Source organism: Pantoea sp. NGS-ED-1003 (assembly GCF_000738765.1).
GTDB classification, from domain to species: Bacteria; Pseudomonadota; Gammaproteobacteria; order Enterobacterales; family Enterobacteriaceae; genus Pantoea; species Pantoea septica.
Genome location: NZ_JPQA01000041.1, coordinates 1 through 1,626 on the forward strand (window position 1 = coordinate 1; position 1,626 = coordinate 1,626).

Consider the following 1,626-nt stretch of genomic DNA (forward strand, 5'->3'; position numbering starts at 1 on the left):
TTTCTATCAGACAATCTGTGTGAGCACTTCGAAGGCAGTATCTTCAGGTAAGGAGGTGATCCAACCGCAGGTTCCCCTACGGTTACCTTGTTACGACTTCACCCCAGTCATGAATCACAAAGTGGTAAGCGCCCTCCCGAAGGTTAAGCTACCTACTTCTTTTGCAACCCACTCCCATGGTGTGACGGGCGGTGTGTACAAGGCCCGGGAACGTATTCACCGTGGCATTCTGATCCACGATTACTAGCGATTCCGACTTCACGGAGTCGAGTTGCAGACTCCGATCCGGACTACGACGCACTTTATGAGGTCCGCTTGCTCTCGCGAGGTCGCTTCTCTTTGTATGCGCCATTGTAGCACGTGTGTAGCCCTACTCGTAAGGGCCATGATGACTTGACGTCATCCCCACCTTCCTCCGGTTTATCACCGGCAGTCTCCTTTGAGTTCCCGACCGAATCGCTGGCAACAAAGGATAAGGGTTGCGCTCGTTGCGGGACTTAACCCAACATTTCACAACACGAGCTGACGACAGCCATGCAGCACCTGTCTCAGAGTTCCCGAAGGCACCAAGCCATCTCTGGCAAGTTCTCTGGATGTCAAGAGTAGGTAAGGTTCTTCGCGTTGCATCGAATTAAACCACATGCTCCACCGCTTGTGCGGGCCCCCGTCAATTCATTTGAGTTTTAACCTTGCGGCCGTACTCCCCAGGCGGTCGACTTAACGCGTTAGCTCCGGAAGCCACTCCTCAGGGGAACAGCCTCCAAGTCGACATCGTTTACGGCGTGGACTACCAGGGTATCTAATCCTGTTTGCTCCCCACGCTTTCGCACCTGAGCGTCAGTCTTTGTCCAGGGGGCCGCCTTCGCCACCGGTATTCCTCCAGATCTCTACGCATTTCACCGCTACACCTGGAATTCTACCCCCCTCTACAAGACTCTAGCCTGCCAGTTTCGAATGCAGTTCCCAGGTTAAGCCCGGGGATTTCACATCCGACTTGACAGACCGCCTGCGTGCGCTTTACGCCCAGTAATTCCGATTAACGCTTGCACCCTCCGTATTACCGCGGCTGCTGGCACGGAGTTAGCCGGTGCTTCTTCTGCGGGTAACGTCAATCGACCCGGTTATTAACCGCGTCGCCTTCCTCCCCGCTGAAAGTACTTTACAACCCGAAGGCCTTCTTCATACACGCGGCATGGCTGCATCAGGCTTGCGCCCATTGTGCAATATTCCCCACTGCTGCCTCCCGTAGGAGTCTGGACCGTGTCTCAGTTCCAGTGTGGCTGGTCATCCTCTCAGACCAGCTAGGGATCGTCGCCTAGGTGAGCCGTTACCCCACCTACTAGCTAATCCCATCTGGGCACATCCGATGGTGTGAGGCCCGAAGGTCCCCCACTTTGGTCTTGCGACGTTATGCGGTATTAGCTACCGTTTCCAGTAGTTATCCCCCTCCATCGGGCAGTTTCCCAGACATTACTCACCCGTCCGCCACTCGCCACCCAAAGAGCAAGCTCTTCTGTGCTGCCGTTCGACTTGCATGTGTTAGGCCTGCCGCCAGCGTTCAATCTGAGCCATGATCAAACTCTTCAATTTAAGTTTGATTTGCTTAAACAAGTTAAGCGGTGCTCA

General features: G+C 54.5%; 1 rRNA gene. It reads right to left on the minus strand.

Annotated elements, in window-relative coordinates:
* Positions 1-48: 48 nt before the first annotated feature.
* A 16S ribosomal RNA gene (locus tag JS46_RS22690) occupies positions 49-1,590 on the minus strand.
* Between the last annotated feature and the right edge of the window lie 36 nt (positions 1,591-1,626).